Origin of the sequence: uncultured Aggregatibacter sp. (assembly GCF_901873365.1) — a bacterium.
GTDB lineage: Bacteria > Pseudomonadota > Gammaproteobacteria > Enterobacterales > Pasteurellaceae > Aggregatibacter.
On sequence record NZ_CABFLM010000075.1, the window covers coordinates 1 to 13729 of the forward strand.

15 protein-coding genes and 1 tRNA gene are annotated in these 13729 nt (G+C 43.2%); 5 read left to right on the plus strand and 11 right to left on the minus strand.

Annotated features, from left to right (window positions below; all coding sequences use genetic code 11):
• From QZ106_RS06750 to QZ106_RS06775, 6 genes are all read right to left on the minus strand, one after another.
• Positions 1 to 436, minus strand: a 436-nt coding sequence (locus QZ106_RS06750) for a sugar phosphate nucleotidyltransferase (protein WP_295975857.1), incomplete at its 3' end; no start/stop codon positions are given.
• An 18-nt stretch (positions 437 to 454) separates the two neighbouring features.
• A complete protein-coding gene (gene glgX / locus QZ106_RS06755) occupies positions 455 to 2470 on the minus strand; it encodes a glycogen debranching protein GlgX (RefSeq protein WP_295975858.1) in 2016 nt (671 codons plus the stop codon).
• A gap of 3 nt (positions 2471 to 2473) precedes the next feature.
• A complete protein-coding gene (glgB, locus tag QZ106_RS06760; protein WP_295975860.1) occupies positions 2474 to 4663 on the minus strand; it encodes a 1,4-alpha-glucan branching protein GlgB in 2190 nt (729 codons plus the stop codon).
• A gap of 12 nt (positions 4664 to 4675) precedes the next feature.
• On the minus strand, positions 4676 to 5050 hold the full coding sequence (locus QZ106_RS06765) for a hypothetical protein (protein WP_295975862.1): 375 nt from the start codon (positions 5048 to 5050) through the stop codon (positions 4676 to 4678).
• A 189-nt stretch (positions 5051 to 5239) separates the two neighbouring features.
• Positions 5240 to 5770, minus strand: coding sequence for a bifunctional 3-hydroxydecanoyl-ACP dehydratase/trans-2-decenoyl-ACP isomerase (gene fabA, locus QZ106_RS06770; protein ID WP_005700570.1), 531 nt, complete (start codon positions 5768 to 5770; stop codon positions 5240 to 5242).
• A gap of 141 nt (positions 5771 to 5911) precedes the next feature.
• On the minus strand, positions 5912 to 7687 hold the full coding sequence (locus QZ106_RS06775) for a Lon protease family protein (RefSeq protein ID WP_295975865.1): 1776 nt from the start codon (positions 7685 to 7687) through the stop codon (positions 5912 to 5914).
• Between the two features lie 135 nt (positions 7688 to 7822).
• On the opposite strand from QZ106_RS06775, the gene matP reads away from it, so the two are divergent.
• Positions 7823 to 8269, plus strand: coding sequence for a macrodomain Ter protein MatP (gene matP, locus QZ106_RS06780; protein WP_295975867.1), 447 nt, complete (start codon positions 7823 to 7825; stop codon positions 8267 to 8269).
• 197 nt (positions 8270 to 8466) lie between these two features.
• On the opposite strand, the gene QZ106_RS06785 is transcribed toward matP, so the two are convergent.
• Both QZ106_RS06785 and QZ106_RS06790 read right to left on the minus strand, forming a co-directional pair.
• Positions 8467 to 8552 (minus strand) — tRNA-Leu (locus QZ106_RS06785).
• Positions 8553 to 8739: 187 nt separating this feature from the next.
• Positions 8740 to 9522, minus strand: a complete 783-nt coding sequence (locus QZ106_RS06790; RefSeq protein ID WP_295975869.1) for a Zn-ribbon-containing protein — start codon at positions 9520 to 9522, stop codon at positions 8740 to 8742.
• A 106-nt stretch (positions 9523 to 9628) separates the two neighbouring features.
• Between QZ106_RS06790 and QZ106_RS06795 the strand changes: the two genes are divergently transcribed.
• From QZ106_RS06795 to cspD, 4 genes are all read left to right on the plus strand, one after another.
• Positions 9629 to 9946, plus strand: a complete 318-nt coding sequence (locus QZ106_RS06795) for a YqcC family protein (protein ID WP_295975871.1) — start codon at positions 9629 to 9631, stop codon at positions 9944 to 9946.
• Positions 9940 to 10650, plus strand: coding sequence for a tRNA pseudouridine(65) synthase TruC (gene truC, locus QZ106_RS06800; protein ID WP_295975873.1), 711 nt, complete (start codon positions 9940 to 9942; stop codon positions 10648 to 10650). The genes QZ106_RS06795 and truC overlap by 7 nt, the downstream gene beginning before the upstream one ends.
• Before the next feature lie 48 nt (positions 10651 to 10698).
• Positions 10699 to 10860: a YoaH family protein gene (locus QZ106_RS06805; protein ID WP_033002552.1), complete on the plus strand. Its 162-nt coding sequence runs from the start codon at positions 10699 to 10701 to the stop codon at positions 10858 to 10860.
• A 207-nt stretch (positions 10861 to 11067) separates the two neighbouring features.
• The gene (gene cspD / locus QZ106_RS06810) at positions 11068 to 11277 is read left to right on the plus strand and encodes a cold shock domain-containing protein CspD (protein ID WP_021616176.1); all 210 of its coding nucleotides are present in this window, start codon (positions 11068 to 11070) and stop codon (positions 11275 to 11277) included.
• Positions 11278 to 11564: 287 nt separating this feature from the next.
• Here the strand turns inward: cspD and QZ106_RS06815 are convergent, their stop codons facing one another.
• The 3 genes from QZ106_RS06815 to cas1c form a co-directional block, all read right to left on the minus strand.
• Entirely contained in the window at positions 11565 to 11777 is a 213-nt protein-coding gene (locus tag QZ106_RS06815) for a hypothetical protein (protein WP_295975877.1), read from the minus strand.
• Positions 11778 to 12553: 776 nt separating this feature from the next.
• The gene (gene cas2, locus QZ106_RS06820) at positions 12554 to 12847 is read right to left on the minus strand and encodes a CRISPR-associated endonuclease Cas2 (protein WP_295975879.1); all 294 of its coding nucleotides are present in this window, start codon (positions 12845 to 12847) and stop codon (positions 12554 to 12556) included.
• Between the two features lie 3 nt (positions 12848 to 12850).
• Positions 12851 to 13729 (minus strand): type I-C CRISPR-associated endonuclease Cas1c (gene cas1c, locus QZ106_RS06825; RefSeq protein WP_295975881.1); only part of this gene is annotated, 879 nt, incomplete at its 5' end.

Below are 13729 nucleotides of genomic sequence, written 5' to 3' on the forward strand. Positions count from 1 at the left end.
GTTTATAAATGTGGTCGCCGGCAAGAATGAGAATATATTTCGGTTTGTAGTGATCTCGAATAATCGCCATGTTTTGATATACCGCATCGGCTGTGCCACGATACCACGTGGAATCATCAATTTGTTGGCGCGCCGGGAGCATATCAATGAATTCACCCCGTTCTTGTGGCAAGAAAGACCACCCTTTTTGCAAATGGCGTAATAAAGAGTGGGCAGCATACTGCGTGACAACCCCAATGCGGTTTAAACCGGAGTTAATACAGTTGGACAACGCGAAATCGATGATTCGGCGATTTCCCCCAAAATACAGTGCCGGTTTTGCACGTTTATCCGTTAATTCGTGCAGGCGTGAGCCACGACCACCGGCTAAAATCAGCACAAGCGTATTTTTGACTAAATCATATTTGTTAGGAAGTTGGGAAAGACCGTTTTTCATAATAAACTCCGTTATTTTTTAATTATCCATATTTTCCAACACACAAAACGCCATACCACCCACTTCAACTTGCTGTTGTTGAATCGTTAAGTTTGTTGTTCCTGCCTTAGCTTTCCATTGACCATTTATCTCGTTTGGCAATGTAAAAGACTGCGATTCTGCTTTCGCATTGATTAAAAAAAGCCATCGCTGATCTAATACCACTTGCAGCGCTTTGCTTTCCCGATGATGCCAATCCTTGGCTAGCATTGATTCTCCCTCAATATTGAGCCAAGTGACATTTTCATCCGACCACCAAACATCCCGTTGCAAACTTTGAATTTGTTTTCGTGTTGCAATCAGTTGTTTGGTCAAGTCAAATAATTCCTGATTGAAATCCTGCCATTTCAGCCATGTGATTTCATTATCCTGACAATAGGCGTTATTGTTACCGAATTGCGTGTTGCCGAATTCATCGCCAGCAAGCAACATTGGTGTACCGTTGCCTAGTAGCAAACTTGCCAATAATCCGCTTTGCGCTAAAACGCGCTGATTTTCTACCGCACTTTGGTGCTCGTCATTTCGATCTAATTGACTGCCCTCAATGCCATGGTTGTAACTGTAATTTTCATTGCGACCATCGCGATTGTCTTCACCGTTCGCCTCGTTATGCTTATGGTTATAACTGACCAAATCGCGCAACGTAAAACCATCGTGTGCCGTAATAAAATTGAGGGTTGTGTGCGGCAAGCGCGATTCTCGCTTGAACAGATCACTTGAGCCGGCAAAACGTTCGGCAAATGCGCCCACTTCCCCACTTTTCCATAACCAAAAGCGGCACATATCATCACGGAAACGATCGTTCCATTCGGCAAAATAATGGGGAAAATGCCCTAATTGATAACCGTAATGGCCAATATCCCAAGGCTCGCTGATAAATTTCACTTGTTGTAAACTTGGCACTTGAGCTATGTCATCAAACAGTTTGGCGTGTGGATTGAAATCCGGTGACTCACGCCCTAACACCGTGCCTAAATCAAAACGGAAACCATCTACGTGGCATTCTTCCACCCAATAACGCAGGCAATCCACTACCCATTTTCGGGTGATGTCATTGGATAAATTCAGCATATTGCCGCAACCCGTCCAGTTAATATATTCGCCTTGCTCGTTTTGCCAATAATACGTCCGATCATCAATGCCACGTTGGCTAAAGGTTGGGAACGGTTTTTCCGATTCTGCCGTGTGGTTAAATACCACATCTAAAATTACTTCAATGCCCGCTTCATGTAACGCTTTCACCATGCTTTTGAATTCATATAACGGGTTTTCACGGTTTTCTTCGGAACAATATTTTGGCTCTACGGCAAACATGGCCAACGGGTTATAACCCCAATAATTTTGTAATCCTTTTTCTTGCAAGTGCGGTTCGTTTATGTGGTAATTAATCGGCAACAACTCCACGGCGGTGACACCTAATGCTTTTAAATACGCCACAGATTGCGGGTGAGCTAAACCAGCATAGGTTCCGCGTAATTTTTCAGGTAGAACCGTGCGTAATTGGCTAAAGCCTTTTACGCTGAGTTCATAAATTACCGTCTCAGCCCAAGGCGTTTTCGGGGCTTTATCGTGTTGCCAGTCAAATGCCGTCTCAATGATTTGACCTTTCGGCGCAAATTCAGCGTTATCTCGTGGATCATTTAACTGAAAAATCGACCGCACTTCTGCTGAACTTAAATCCGGTTTTCCCACCACGGCTTTCGCATAAGGATCAAGCATGAGCTTGTTTGGATTAGCCAAAGTGCGGTCATTTTCGGCGGTGATTCTAAAACCGTACTGCGTCCCCTGAGTAACGCCACTAAGCGCAATATGCCAAACATGTTCGCTACGATGCATAGCGAAACGCTGTTCTTTCTTACCGTTCTCAAACAAGCACAACTCCACGGCATCCGCCACAGAAGAATACAGTGCAAAGTTAGTGATTTGCTCGCCGTTTTCTTCATATTGGCTATAACCGAAGGGATAAGCCTTGCCCTGATTTTTTACTGCAACCATGCCTTATCCTTGATATTTCAAATAGAGGGTTGCCAATGGCGGAATCGAAACAGAAATAGAATGATCTCGTCCATGGCTTGGAATCGCCTCACTTTCCACTGCACCGCAGTTACCAAGATTTGAGCCTTCGTAAAAAGATGAATCCGTATTTAAAATTTCGTGATATTGACCGGCAACATTCACGCCCATACGATAATCATGGCGTGGCACCGGCGTAAAGTTACTGATCACAATAATGCGCTCGCCTTTGCTGCTACGTCGTTCAAAGGCAAAGACGGAGTTTTGCGCATCATCCACCACCAACCAATCAAAACCTTGCGGATCAGAATCCAGTTCAAAGAGCGGTGCGTTTTCGCGGTAAATTTTATTCAAATCTTTCACTAATTGTTGTACGCCGATGTGCCATCTGCCGCCAATACCTTCATCCAATAGGAACCAATCTAAACTTTCTTGATAATTCCATTCACGACCTTGGGCAAACTCATTTCCCATGAACAATAATTTTTTACCCGGATAGCCCCACATATAGCCGTAATAAGCACGTAAGTTCGCGAATTTTTGCCACGCATCCCCCGGCATTTTGTCGATTAAGGAATATTTGCCATGCACCACTTCATCGTGGGAAAGCGGTAACACAAAGTTTTCGCTGTATTGATACACCATGCCGAAAGTCATTTGGTTGTGGTGATATTGGCGATAGACCGGATCTTTTTCCATGTAAGAAAGGGTGTCATTCATCCAGCCCATGTTCCATTTGAAATTAAAGCCCAAACCACCGTTTTCGGTTGGATGTGTTACACCCGCGAACGAGGTCGATTCTTCCGCAATGGAAACCGCCCCTTGCACTTCACTATGAATTTTCCAGTTGGTGTGTTTTAAGAATTCAATGGCTTCTAAATTTTCCCGTCCGCCGTATTGGTTCGGAATCCATTCTCCCTCGGCACGGCTGTAATCACGATAAATCATGGATGCCACCGCATCGACACGAATACCGTCAATCCCGAAACGTTCAATCCAATATAAAGCGTTACTGGATAAGAAGTTTTTCACTTCGTTCCGACCATAGTTATAAATGAGCGTGTTCCAGTCTTGATGGAATCCTTCGCGCGGATCGGCGTGTTCATATAATGCCGTGCCGTCAAAAGCCACTAAACCATGGGTATCGCTTGGGAAATGCCCCGGCACCCAGTCTAAAATTACATTGATGCCGGCTTCATGAGCGCGTTCCACTAAACGTTTAAACCCTTCCGGCGTACCAAAACGACTGGTTGGAGAATACAGCCCTAGCGGTTGGTAGCCCCAAGAACCGTCAAACGGGAATTCGGAAAGAGGCAAAAACTCAATGTGTGTAAAGCCCATTTCTTTTACATAAGGAATCAATTCATCGCCGATTTGATCGTAATCTAGCCAGAAGTTATTTTCTAAATTACGGCGCCAAGAGCCCAAATGCACTTCATAAATGGAAATCGGTTGATCCCATTGGTTGGCTTTGCGGCGGGCTTCTGTCATTGGTACGATGTCCGGTAACGCACTAATTTGTGACGCTGTATCAGGACGTAACTGTGAACTGAAGGCATAAGGGTCGGCTTTTAAGCGTAAATTGCCGTGGCAATCAATTAATTCAAATTTATACAACTGCCCTAATGCAACTTTCGGTAGGAATAATTCCCATACGCCGCTTGCCGGATGTAAGCGCATCGGATGGCGACGTCCGTCCCAATAGTTGAAATCCCCCACCACAGAAACTCGTTTCGCGTTCGGTGCCCACAAACGGAAGTTCACACCGGAAACACCATCACATTCGATAAAATGCGCCCCTAACACTTCATACGGACGCAAGAATGAGCCTTCAGCTAAAAGCCATTCATCCAAATCATTAATCATTGGATGATAACGATAAGGGTCTTCAAGGATTTGCGATTCTTTGCCCCAATACACTTGTAATTGATAGGCGAAAAAATCATGGGTTTTCGGCACAACACCGGCAAAAAAACCTCTGTCATCTAAGCAATCCAATTCACAGACGGTGTCTTGATTTTCTTTATCAATGACGCTGACACGACACGCATCCGGCAATAAAGCACGAATTTCAATGCCGTTATCAGTTTCGTGCATACCCAATACGGAAAAAGGATCAGAATGTGTTCCATCAAAGAATTGATTAATTACGGATTGCGCTACTAGTTGAGTCATAATAAATCCTCGCTAAGCTCTGCGGGCTTGATTAATTAAAGAGAAAATGAACGCGATTTGCATATCGCTCAACGCCAATAAACAAGGCAACTTGAATGGTAAAAGCGCGTGTTGGTGAATTGGAAAGGTTTCTCTTTGACGAGAAGCTGAAAGGTTTAAGCGATGATGAGCGAATGACAATATGAATAAAACAAGAGAGATGCGCGTGAAAGCCTCATAAAATACTGCGTTTATCCGATGACTTGGCGGTTGCAAAAGTGCGGTGAAATCATGCCGTATTTCAGGAGGGGCATAAATTAAACGCGCGTCTATCAGTAAATACGCTAAACGAGAAGAAGAAACACCGATTGTTTCGGCAATTTGTGCTAGAGAATTGAAAACTTGCATACGCACCTACAACAAAATACAGCCTAAAACTAACGCTTTATGAGTATTCTAGAAGAGGCAGAAAGAATTACAACGCTTTTAGTTAAAATTAGTGATCTCCGTCAAAAAATCACGTGACATCAATGACATCTTATTAAAACAAAAGCGAGATCCTTCGATCTCGCTTTCTCATTTTATATCGTTTCGCGGTTAAAAACTGGAAGTATCTTGGAATAAACCGACTTTCAAATCTGTTGCGGTGTAGATAACACGACCGTCCACCTCTACTTCGCCGTCTGCCATGCCCATCACTAATTTGCGGTTGATGACACGTTTCATATTAATGCGATAAACCACTTTTTTGGCGGTTGGCAGAATCTGACCGGTGAATTTCACTTCGCCGACACCTAACGCACGACCTTTGCCTTTGCCACCAACCCAGCCAAGGAAGAAGCCGACTAATTGCCACATAGCATCTAAGCCTAAACAGCCCGGCATAACGGGATCGCCGATAAAGTGACAAGCGAAAAACGGTAAATCAGGATGGATGTCAAGTTCGGCTTCAATGTAACCTTTACCAAATGTACCACCATCTTCAGTCATTTTCACAATACGATCCATCATTAGCATCGTTGGCGCAGGAAGTTGCGGCCCTTCTTTACCAAACAGTTCTCCACGTCCGGAGGCTAATAAATCTTCGTAAGAATAACTGTCTTTAATGTTTGGTGTACAAGTGTTCATTATTAAAATCCTATAAAAAGTCAATGTGTTGTTAAAATACAAACGTTGCGCGGATTCTAACAAAGCCTCACTGCATTTAGAATAGCTAACACTTGTACGCCTAACTTGTCCGATCAGTTAATTTTTAATGGCAATTTTGAATTAATGGCTTTTGCGGGAAAACAACAAATCCCAAAAACCCTCTCGATGTGACTGCCGATCGGCATATTGATTAATGCGTTGATGAATTAAGCGAGCCAATGGCAGTGTATCCGGTGTATAGTCTTTATCATCTTGTTCCACTAAGTCACGTTGTAACAAAATTTCACAGGCTTGATCTACGGCTTCTACGGGATAGATAAAAAATGTCTGATTTTTCACCGCACTTATAACCGCCTCAGATAAACTCAATTGATTCACTACGGCACTCGGAATAATCACGCCCTGTTTACCGGTCAGTCCGCGACGCTGACAAATGGTGAAGAAGCCTTCAATTTTTTCATTTACGCCTCCGACAGAATGCACCAAACCAAACTGGTCGATCGCCCCGGTAATGGCAATGGATTGTGGCAACGGCAAATCGGACAAGGCACTGACCAACACACAAAAGCCGGCTAAAGATGCGCTGTCGCCATCAATTTCGCCGTAAGATTGCTCAAAAACTAAGGAAGCCGAAAACGGCAACTGAGAAGGCAATTCTAAAATATTCGCCAAACAGGCTTCTGCAATTAAAATGCCTTTGCTGTGAATATTCCCCGCCAATTCGGTTTTGCGCTCCACATCCACGACTTCACCATCCCCATATTGCACAATACAACTAATACGGGAAGGTTCACCAAAAACTAACGGCGTCCCGGGATATTCAATGACGGACAAACCGTTAACCTGCCCTACCATTTCGCCTTCGGTCGCCACATAAATTTGTTCCTGCAAAATGCTATCGTAAGTTTGTTCACGCAAAAAGCCAAATTGCTCGGTTTTATGTAAAAAATAACGCTCAAAATCCACCGCACTTAAGGAGGTGGACTGGGTTAAAAGCGCCGTCTCCGTCAAGATATTTTTTAACATCAACGGCGAGATATTAATCAAGTCGCGGTTTTCACTATCACGTACCAATAATTGATATAGTTTATTAAAGCCACTCAACTCCAACATCGGCAATTGATGTTGTTGTGCTACGGACTGAACATACCCCATCCATTGTTGCTGTTGCTCCGCATTGGCAACACGGCAATAACTCTCGATTTCCGCATAATCCGCCAAATGATAAAGATCTTCTTCCAACTCTTCCAATGTCGCCAATTCTGTACGATTGCCTAAGACAATGACTTTTAACTTCAACGGATAACTCGGAATATCGCAAGGCAAGGTTTTAAACGGATGCGCAGAATACCAGTTAAACACGCCGGTGGTGAGAATATGTTTGAGCCGTTGCCATAAATCAAATTGCGCCAATAATGCGCCGGCAGTCACAATTAAAACACCGCCATTCACCTGATGAACCAAACCGGGGTTAAGTTGAATGTCGTGCGAGGTCGCGTGAATTTTCACGGAGCCAAATAACTGAAACTGATCGAAATATAACGCGCTTGCCACGCTTTTTTGTGCGGCAAAATTGTCATTATAAGACTGCGCAGATTCTGCAAAAATGCGTGGAAAAGAAAAGGAATCCCCTTGTTCAATCACATATTGCACACCACATAACTCCGGCACGGGCTTTTCTGATTGAATCAATTGTTCCAATAACAGCGCATATTCTGCCTGATCATCCGCTTTAAGCACCAATAAAGTGCGGTGGGAATTTTTAATGAAATGACGAATCGCTTTTTCTGCGCGGGGTTGTAATGCGAAAAAATCTTGAGAATGTGAAGGGATTTCCGTCACGCTCAATGTTGGACGAAGTTCCTGCCAAGGTAAAGTATTATAAGATGAAGACACGACGACTCTCTAAGTTAAAGGTTGTTTGGCAAACATTATCGCATATTTATGCGTATCGAGGAAAATTTGCTGGAAAATCCGCCACAAAAAGCGTATAGTTACACAGTTACCACGTCACTAAAATCATATAGAAAAATGAAATACCAAAAGTTAGAAAATCAAGAAGCGCATTGGAAATGGGTCTATTTAACCAAAAAAGCCCGTGAAGGGGAAAACATCACCCGTTACACGGAAAAAAGTTTACAAGAAGACATCGTAAAACAACTCATCGGCTGCCAAAACTATCCGCAAAAAATTGAAGAATGGATAAAAACCCATTTAGCGCCAGAATTGGTGACAAAACTCGATCAAGCCATCCGCGCCAGAAGAAAGCGTTTTTTTAATGCTGAAAAACAATCTACCAAGAAAAAATCCATTGATTTGGAATATGCCGTTTGGCTACGTTTATCCAAATATTCTCGCAAAATGAAAATGACGCTCTCAGAAACCATCATGTATATGATTGATGAGCGTGAGAAAAAAGCGCTATACGAAAGCCAAATGTCCGCCATGAAAGCCGGATTAAAAGATTTATTAAAATAAATAGGCAATTTTAGTGCAAATTCACTTCATTTATGATCTAAACAGATCATAAATGAACAGTAAATAAAATGTAAATATATACAGTATCTTTAAAGAGGGAGAATTTTAATAGGATTGTAAGTTATTGATTTCTCATTATTTAAATAACAAAAAAGCCGCTTTCAAAAGCGGCTTGTCATTCTTCAGAAACTTATCATTGGTGCCTAGGGTCGGACTCGAACCGACACGTTTATTCAACGGCGGATTTTGAATCCGCTGCGTCTACCAATTTCGCCACCCAGGCAACACTGATAAGTTTTCTTGTTGAGAACGGATGCCGATTATAAGGATTTATCTCGTTGTTGCAAGCAAAAAATTCCTTAATGCATTTAATTGCTTAAATTTTAACTTTATCGATACTCCCAAGGCTACTTTTTCTCATCTTTCATTGTATGCTCAGCCATGATTTCAGCCTCCTGTTACGATGAGGGTTATTGCCAGTGCCATGAAAGATTGGAAACAAGACGGCAGTGATCGCATTTAAAATATAAGAAGTCAAACAGTGGTTGCTCCAGCGTCCACGGCCGTTTGCATAAGGGGCAATGGGAGTCTAACTCAGCTTCTCGGCTTTCTCCGCCGATTCGATACAAATAATAGTATGTGGGAATACCACTTTGGCGAGTGATTTCTTGAGCGAGGTAATAGCCATGTTTGAACAATGGAGTTTGCGTATTGCTAATTTGCGCCAAGGCCTCTTGTTCTAACACCGAACCATTCATTTGCAACTGATCACACGCCTGCCAATTTTCTTGCCACTTGATCATATCCATTGCCAAGTGCGGTATGTTTTTTAGCTGTTTATATAATGGAATCGGTTGCAACGTATCACCGCTATGTAAAGGGGAACAAGACTGCAAATAGGTCGTATAGAGCAATTGCCAAGAAGGCGTTTCTGTCGCGGTCATGTCAGAATTAAGATCTTCCGCAACGATTTGAAAACTCTCGAAAAACACACCGCACTTTTCTGCTTCTAGAAGGGCTTGTGTGACCGGCTGATTGTTAAATTCCGCTAATAATGAAGTTTGCTCAGGACAAGTCACACGCACTGCCAAGCCTTGTTGATTTTCCTGCTCGGCAAGAAATTGTGGAATTTCACGTCCAATAATCTGTCCGTTATAACGCCATTGTTCAATTACTTGATTAACGCAATGGGCTTGTTTTTCCAATGAAAAATCACTCGACTGGAGAGAAAAGAAGGCTTCAATTAAATACATAATGGATCACGTTAATATAAAAAGTGAAATTTTACACGAAATTTGTGTAACTGGCGCAAAAGCATGAAATCTTCTACAATGACGCGCTTATTTTATGAGGTGTTTTATGCATCAACAAACTCGATTACATTTACAACATTTACAGCATACAATGACACGTTTGGCATTATGGCAAAGTATGCCGCCAAACGCAGAGGCTTTTTTAAGCGAACAACCTTTTGCACTGGATACAATGCACCCAACAGAATGGCTGCAATGGATTTTTATTCCACGTATGTACGCCCTATTGGAAAGTCAGGCGCCCTTGCCAAGCCAAATTGCGATTAGCCCTTATTTAGAAGAGGCATTGAAAGAAGAAGATTATTTAGCGGAATTATTAATCCCGATCATAGAAATTGAAAAGCTGCTGCAACAACCATGTTAGAGATTTTATATCAAGATGAGGTATTGGTCGCCGTCAATAAACCGGCAGGCATGTTGGTACATCGCAGCTGGCTTGATCGCCATGAGACCCAATTTGTGATGCAAACTTTGCGCGATCAAATCGGGCAGCGCGTTTATCCGATTCATCGCTTAGATCGTCCAACATCCGGCGTTCTGCTGTTTGCCTTAAACAGTGAAATAGCGAATATGTTATGCCAACAGTTTGAGCAAAAACAAATAGAAAAGCAGTATCTCGCGGTAGTGAGAGGATATGTGACAGAGCATGGCGAAATTGATTATCCGCTCAAGGTTCAGTTAGATAAAATTGCCGATAAATTCTCCCAAGCGGATAAAGCGCCACAAAGTGCGCTCACTTTTTACGAAGGATTGCAGACCGTGGAAATGCCTTACGGTGTAGGGCGTTATGCCACTTCCCGTTATTCTCTTGTGCGTTTAATTCCGCAAACCGGACGTAAGCATCAGTTGCGTCGTCACATGAAACATATTTTTCACCCAATTTTAGGGGATACACAATATGGCGATTTGCATCAAAATCGTGCATTAATGGAACACACCGGCTGCGCCCGTTTACTGTTACACGCAGAAAAATTAACCTTTGTTCATCCATTGACTCAACGTCCGATGACAATTCAAGCTGGACTGGATGCGCAATGGCAAAATCTCATGCAGACTTTTCAATGGTAAAAACATTGCAAAAAATCACCGCACTTTTAAATGAAAGGAAAGACAAAAATGCTAGACAACGATTTGCTAAATCTCACCCATGAACAGCAACAACGTGCCGTTGAAAAAATTCAAGAACTCATGGCGCAAGGCATTGGCAGCGGAGAAGCTATTGCCTTAGTGGCAAAACAATTACGGGAACAGAATAAAAACACACAAAATCACAAATAATTCGCCATCAAAGAAGAATAGCTGAAGGGTTTTTGCACATTATTTTTATGAATTTTTGTGATCTCTGTTTGATTTTGAAACTTTTCTTATTGCATACACAGTAAATTTATTTAAAGATGATCACCAGCAAATTAAGGTGATAGGGCTGTATGTCTTATTGAAGTAAATGTGGTTCGAGAAGAACTAAAACCATAAGAGGTGTAAATTATGGAAGTTGGTGTTGTTAAATGGTTTAATAATGCAAAAGGATTTGGCTTTATTTCTGCAGAAGGCAGTGATACCGATATTTTTGCACACTATTCTGTTATTGAAATGGAAGGCTACCGCTCTCTAAAAGCAGGTCAAAAAGTACAATTTGAAGTCATTCACGGCGACAAAGGTTCCCACGCTACAAAAATTATCCCGATAGCAGAATAATAATTCATTCTCCCAAATAGAATCTATTTAATCTAAAGGCTAAGTTTAATACAGGACTTGGCCTTTTGATTAAGGACTCCCCTGCTCTACACTACAACAACGGTGATATGTTCATTAAAATTTAATGGCAAAAAATACATCAAGGAAATCAGAGGCTATCGGTTAAATCTTATGTTACGTAGAAAATTAAAATACAGCGCCATTATCCCTATTATCCATCAATAAATCGCACAACAATATCACACTCGTCATACAGTACTCAGCGCATCTTAAAGTGCGGTCGACTTTTAAAGTTTTGAGCCGATAATCAAAAGCAGTATGACATCTTTAGGATTGCGGAAGAAAGCAACGATTGCCCACAGAAGGGCATAAAACAAGGTGCCGAAAAACAGCACCTGAACCAATGTCGCTGAACCGAACAACATAAACAATAAGCCGATTTCATACGGTAGTAACACAACCACCCAACCAATCCAACGGACATCAATCTCTTTATCCATAAAGGTTACCTCATGGCAGATAATTTAATATTCACATTTAAGATCAAGTTCAACGCTAACCTTGAACTCACATGAGGCGATTTTAAAACGTTTAAACGTAACTGACAACGCAAGACTTAGAAAATGTAATATCCTTCATAGCGTGCAACTTGTTGCACGAAAACATGGCTCACAGAACGCGAGAAAGTGGCGCCAATCCATTTATACGCCGAAATGATAGGCGTATTTCAACACAAAGCCGCACGAAGGCGGCTGCGTCAGCATTTCCAACGACATTATTCAAGCAGTAGTTTCAACACACAGCCACGCGAAGGTGGCTGCTTGTCGCCATCCGAGCGACTAACTCTTGCATGGTGTTTCAACACACAGCCGCGCGAAGGCGGCTGCCGTATTCGACCTACCATAAAAATTATGGTAGATGTTTCAACACACAGCCACGCAAAGGCGGCTGCAGTTATCCACCTTATCCTCCTGCATGTACTCAATGTTTCAACACACAGCCGCGCGGAGGCGGCTGCCAGCATTGCGTGAGTTGGCGGAATCTGTTGAGCGGGTTTCAACACACAGCCGCACGGAGGCGGCTGCTCCCTACATAAAAAAGTAAGAAAAATCAGCAGGTTAAACACTGTACTTCGCTAACTGATTTTATAATAAGGAGTTTAGTCAGTATAACGGCCGCATCGTCGTTATACAAATAGATTAATTCATCCAAATTGTTAAAGAAAATAAAGATCGCTATCCCATCAGGGTTTTAATGAGAACAACAGGTTACCGAACTAAATGACAAGCACGTCTTTAAATACATCTACTGCTGGTTTTGCCCCATGATGCTCCACTTTATTACGCCATTTACTACCTAAATGATAAAAACGCAGGCTGTCACATTTAGGGTCGTAGGTTTCCAACAGTTTATTTTTCAACATGACCCACTGGTCAGGCGTGATATCGCATTCAAAGACCGAATATTGCGCCCGCACGCCGTAATCTAAGCAATGTTTTGCGATACGGCGCAATCGTGCTTGCCCGTTTGGGTCGTCAAAAGAAATATCATAAGTAATCAGCATTAACATGGCTTATCTCATCAAAAACGGCGGATATTCCGCCAAATCTCCGCGCAAGTGCCGCGCCAAAAGCATTGCCTGAATATACGGCAGCAGCCCGATTTCCACTTCTTCGCCCAAAAACGGATGAACGATTTTCTCCTGTTTTTTCGCCTGCAAGGCTTGGAACAAGAGCTTACGTGCATCGGCTTTCAGGCTTACCGCGCCGCTTGTCTCGGTAACAAAATCCTGTGGTTTGATTTGCCCGCGGTTAATCAGCGACAACACTAGCCTGTCTACCCACCACGCGCGGAATTCTTCCAAAATATCCTGCGCCAAACTGTCGCGCCCCGGTCTGTCGGCATGCAGAAAGCCCACCTGCGGGTCCAGCCCCACGCCTTGCAGCGCGCCGCTGATGTCCTTGCCCAAGATGCTGTACACAAACGACAACAGTGCATTCACCCCGTCTCTAGGCGGACGGCGGTTGCGCCCGTCAAAAGCAAAACCGCTTTTTTCGCTCAAAAGCTGCCCGAATACGCCGAAATAACGCGCCGCCGCATCGCCCTCAATGCCGCGCGCCACGTCCAGCTCCGTCGCGCCCTTCAACTGCCGCAGCGAAATGTTTAAAGAATCGACCGCACTTTGAATCGCTGCATTCTCACCATAATTGCGAATCTGCCGCTGAAGCACCCGCTTACTCGCCTGAATCTTCGCCGCAATGATATTGCGCGCAATCGGCACGGGGTTTTGCTCTGACACCCGATACTGCGCCCGACGCAGCAGTACATTACCACTCTGCCGCCCATGAAGCCGCCCCAAGAAACGACCGTTTTCCGTAAAAAACGCCAAATTCACATTATTTTCGCCGCAAAACCCCAGCAGAAAAGGCGACACCAGCACATTCCCAAAGCA